This window comes from Streptomyces fuscigenes (assembly GCF_021556455.1).
Lineage (GTDB): Bacteria > Actinomycetota > Actinomycetes > Streptomycetales > Streptomycetaceae > Streptomyces > Streptomyces fuscigenes.
The window spans coordinates 1-4,324 of the sequence record NZ_JAKGCV010000453.1; the positions used below are offsets into that span (position 1 = coordinate 1).

3 protein-coding genes are annotated in these 4,324 nt (G+C 74.0%); 1 reads left to right on the forward strand and 2 read right to left on the reverse strand.

Features of this window, described 5'->3' with window-relative positions; genetic code table 11:
• Together L1885_RS24435 and L1885_RS24440 are read right to left on the reverse strand one after the other, a co-directional pair.
• Window positions 1-1,421, reverse strand: a 1,421-nt coding sequence (locus tag L1885_RS24435) for an ABC transporter transmembrane domain-containing protein (RefSeq protein ID WP_235799329.1), incomplete at its 3' end; no start/stop codon positions are given.
• Between the two features lie 159 nt (window positions 1,422-1,580).
• Window positions 1,581-2,153 (reverse strand): MarR family winged helix-turn-helix transcriptional regulator, encoded by a 573-nt coding sequence (locus tag L1885_RS24440; RefSeq protein WP_235799330.1) that lies wholly within the window; start codon window positions 2,151-2,153, stop codon window positions 1,581-1,583.
• Window positions 2,154-2,273: 120 nt separating this feature from the next.
• On the opposite strand from L1885_RS24440, the gene L1885_RS24445 reads away from it, so the two are divergent.
• Window positions 2,274-4,301: an ABC transporter ATP-binding protein gene (locus tag L1885_RS24445; RefSeq protein ID WP_235799331.1), complete on the forward strand. Its 2,028-nt coding sequence runs from the start codon at window positions 2,274-2,276 to the stop codon at window positions 4,299-4,301.
• The last annotated feature ends 23 nt before the right edge of the window (window positions 4,302-4,324 follow it).

A 4,324-nucleotide genomic window follows, 5' to 3' on the forward strand; every position in this document is an offset into this window, starting at 1 on the left:
AGCACGTCCTCGCACTGGGCGGCCGCGAGCGCGGCCCCGGGATCCACCGCGCCGGACGACGGGACGTCGAGCAGTTCGGCGAGGGTCCCCGACAGCAGTACGGGATCCTTGTCCTGGACCAGGACGCGGGCGCGCGCGGCCGCGAGCGGGAGCCCGTCGAGCGCGACGCCGCCGAGGCGCGCGGACGCGGTGGTCGCCGGCTCCGCCGTCCCGGCCCCCTCGGGCCCCGCGCCCCCCGCGGATGCCTGCGGTCCGGCGTCGGCGGCATGCCCGCCGAGGTGCTCGGCGAGCCTGCCGGCCGTGTCGGGATCGCCGCAGACGACGGCGGTCATGAGCCCCGCCGGGGCGAGCAGCCCGCTCTCGGGGTCGTACAGGTCTCCGAAGGCCGCCTCGGTGTCGGGGGTTCCGGCCGCGGCCTCTACGCCGCCCCGCTCCAGCGACATGACGCGCGCCGCGCGCCGGGCGGAAGGCCGCGAGACCGAGTAGGCCACGGCGATCTCCTCGAACCGCTGCAGGGGCACCAGCAGCAGGGTCACCGCGCTGTAGACGGTGACGAGTTCGCCCGGCGTGACGCGGCCCTCGAGCGCCAGGTGCGCCCCGTACCAGATCACGGAGAGCAGCATCAGCCCGGGCAGCAGCACCTGGACCGCCGAGATCAGCGACCACATGCGCGCGCTGCTGACCGCTGCCCGGCGCACCTCCTGGGAGACCTCGCGGTAGCGCTGGAGGAAAAGCTCCTCCCCGCCGATGCCGCGCAGCACGCGCAGCCCCGCGACCGTGTCCGACGCGAGCTCCGTCGCGCGCCCGGCCTTCTCGCGCTGCAGGTCCGCGCGGCGCGTGGCGGGCGCGAGCAGCGGCAGCACCGCGAGGGCCAGGACGGGCACGCCCACCGCGACGAGCAGTCCGAGCGAGGGCACGTACAGCACCAGGCCGATCCCGACCGCGACGACGACGAGGGCCGCCGCGAAGAAGCGGGAGAGCGCCTCGACGAACCAGCCGATCTTCTCGATGTCACCCGTCGAGACGGTGACGATCTCGCCGGCCGCGACGCGGCGGGAGAGCGCGGAGCCCAGCTCGACCGCCTTGCGCGCCAGGATCTGCTGGAGCCGGGAGGCCGCGGTGATCCAGTTCGTGACGGAGACGCGGTGCAGCATGGTGTCCCCGAGGGCGATCGCGAGCGCGCACAGGACGATCAGCCCGCCCGCGTAGGCGAGGCGGCCCGCCGAACGGTCGACGACGGCCTGTACGGCGACGCCGGAGCCGAACGGCAGTGCGGCGACGCCGCCCTGCTGGAGGAGCCCCCAGCCGAGGGCCTTCGTCTGGCCGCCCAGCTGGCCCCGGAAGAGCCACCTCAGGAAGCTGGCGCCCGACCTGGCGTCGGGGACGCCGGGGTCTGCGTAGGGAAGATCGCGAATCTGCATGATGTCCCGGGACTCGTGGACGGCCAAGGTCGTGCAAGCTTGGCTTTTCCGGTTGAGCCCGGGCAATCGGTTTTCCCGGGGGCGGTTCCGCCCGTCCGCCGCTTCCCGCCCGTCGGCCGCTTCCCGCCCGTCGGTCGACGGCGCGGTGGCGGCCGGCGGCTAGTGCCCCGGACCCGGGGACGAGGACCCGGACCGCCCGGCGCCGCCGCAGGCGCCGCGGCCGGGCGAGGGCTCGGAGGGCGGCCCGGTCAGCGCCGACAGCAGTTCGCCGAGCGTCTCGCGCTGCGCGCCGCTCAGCGGGGCCAGGACCTCCTCGGCCGCGGCGTGCCGGGCGGCGCGCAGGGACGTGAGCGTCTCCTGGCCGGAGTCCGTCAGCTCGACGCGGATCACCCGGCGGTTGGCCGGGTCGGGCACGCGGCGCACCCAGCCGTTCGCCTCCAGCCCGTCGACCAGGGTCGTCACCGCGCGCGGCACCACTTCGAGGCGGGCGGCCAGGTCGGCCATCCGGGGCGGTCCGCCCCGATGGGCCACGCAGTGGGCCACGGTGCGCAGCAGCCGGCCCTGTGCGGGCGTGATCCCGACCGGGGCCAGCTGGTGCTTCTGGATGCGGTGCAGGCGGCGGGTCAGCCGGAGCAGCTGCTCCCCGAGCCGGCCCTCCCGGTCCGCACCGTCCTGGTCCGTGCCGTCCTGGTCCGCGCCGCTCACGCCGCCCGTGCGATCGGGTGTCTCCATGCGGGAACAATAACAGGACTCAGTTCATTGTGAGCATAGGTAATAATGAGTTACGCTCCCCGACCATCGGGGCAGGTCCGTTCCGCGGTGCCCGCCCCCTCCGCCCCGCCTAAGGAGCCCATGAACCGCGTTCTCTCCACCTGGACCCCCTCGGACCGCCCCGGCGGCGCCGAGCCCGCCGAACGCCCCGCGCAGCTGCGGCGCATCTTCGGCCTCTTCCGGCCCTACCGCGGCAAGCTCGCCGTCGTCGGCCTGCTGGTCGGCGCCTCGTCGCTGGTCTCGGTCGCCTCCCCGTTCCTGCTCCGCCAGATCCTGGACGTGGCGCTGCCGCAGGGGCGCACCGGGCTGCTGAGCCTCCTCGCGCTCGGCATGATCCTCACCGCCGTCGTCAACAGCGTCTTCAACGTCCTCCAGACGCTGCTGTCCACCACCGTCGGGCAGCGCGTGATGCACGACCTGCGCACGGCGGTCTACGCGCAGTTGCAGCGCATGCCGCTCGCCTTCTTCACCCGTACGAGGACGGGCGAGGTGCAGTCGAGGATCGCCAACGACATCGGCGGCATGCAGGCCACCGTGACGTCCACGGCCACCTCCCTGGTCTCCAACCTGACCTCCGTGATCGCCACGGTGGTCGCGATGCTCGCGCTCGACTGGCGCCTGACGATCGTCTCGATGCTGCTGCTCCCCGTATTCGTCTGGATCAGCCGCCGCGTGGGCAGGGAGCGCAAGCGCATCACCACGCAGCGGCAGAAGCAGATGGCCACCATGGCCGCGACCGTCACGGAGTCGCTGTCCGTCAGCGGCATCCTCCTCGGCCGCACGATGGGCCGGGCCGACTCGCTGACCAAGGCGTTCGCCGACGAGTCCGAGCACCTGGTCGACCTCGAAGTGCGCTCCAACATGGCCGGCCGCTGGCGCATGTCCGTCATCGGCATCGTGATGGCGGCCATGCCCGCCGTCATCTACTGGGTCGCCGGGCTCGTCCTGCACAGCGGCACCGCGGCGATCTCCATCGGCACCCTGGTCGCCTTCGTCTCGCTCCAGCAGGGCCTGTTCCGGCCCGCCGTGAGCCTGCTCGCCACCGGTGTGCAGATGCAGACGTCGCTCGCGCTGTTCGCCCGGATCTTCGAGTACCTCGACCTGCCGGTGGAGATCACCGAGCCGGAGCGGCCCGTCGCGCTGTCCCCCGAAGGGGTCAGGGGCGAGATCCGCTTCGAGGACGTCGACTTCGACTACCGCGGCGCCCCGGGAGCCGTCTCCCTCACGAAGAAGGGCGCCCCGGACGCGAAGGACGGGCCGGTCGCCGGGGGGCCGACACTCGCGGGCATCGACCTCGACGTGCCGGCCGGCGGCAGCCTCGCGGTGGTCGGCCCCACCGGGTCCGGCAAGTCCACGCTGAGCTACCTGGTGCCGCGGCTGTACGACGTGACCGGCGGGCGCGTCACGCTCGACGGCGTGAACGTGCGCGACCTGAGCTTCGACACCCTCGCCCGCGCGGTCGGCGTCGTCTCCCAGGAGACGTACCTCTTCCACGCGTCCGTCGCCGAGAACCTGCGCTTCGCGAAGCCCGACGCCACCGACGAGGAGATCGAGAAGGCGGCCAGGGCGGCGCAGATCCACGACCACATCGTGTCCCTGCCCGACGGCTACGACACCCTCGTGGGGGAGCGGGGCTACCGCTTCTCCGGCGGCGAGAAGCAGCGCCTGGCCATCGCCCGCACGATCCTGCGCGACCCGCCCGTGCTGGTGCTTGACGAGGCGACGAGCGCGCTGGACACCCGTACGGAGCACGCCGTGCAGCAGGCCATCGACGGCCTCTCGGCCGGCCGGACCACGATCACCATCGCCCACCGGCTCTCCACCGTGCGCGACGCGGACGAGATCGTCGTCCTCGACGGCGGGCGCATCACCGAACGCGGCACGCACGCCGAACTCGTCGCGCTCGGCGGGCGGTACGCGGCCCTGGTCCGCCAGGACAGCGGGTCGGCCGCCGTCGCCCCGGGGCGGGCGGACGCAACCGGTTCCGCACGTCCCGAAGCCGTGGGCGCCGGGCACGCGGACGCCGCGGAAGGCGCTGCGGACCGCACCTCGTCCGGCTCCGCGGCCTCCGGGCCGGAGGCGGGCGAGCTGGCGCCGGTCTCCCGCTGAGCCGCCGGGCCGGCGGCGGGGCA

Excerpts from the sequence above, each read along its gene's own strand:
- L1885_RS24440 (WP_235799330.1), bottom strand. The coding sequence starts at position 2,153 with ATGGAGACACCCGATCGCACGGGCGGCGTGAGCGGCGCGGACCAGGAC.
- L1885_RS24445 (WP_235799331.1), top strand. The coding sequence starts at position 2,274 with ATGAACCGCGTTCTCTCCACCTGGACCCCCTCGGACCGCCCCGGCGGC.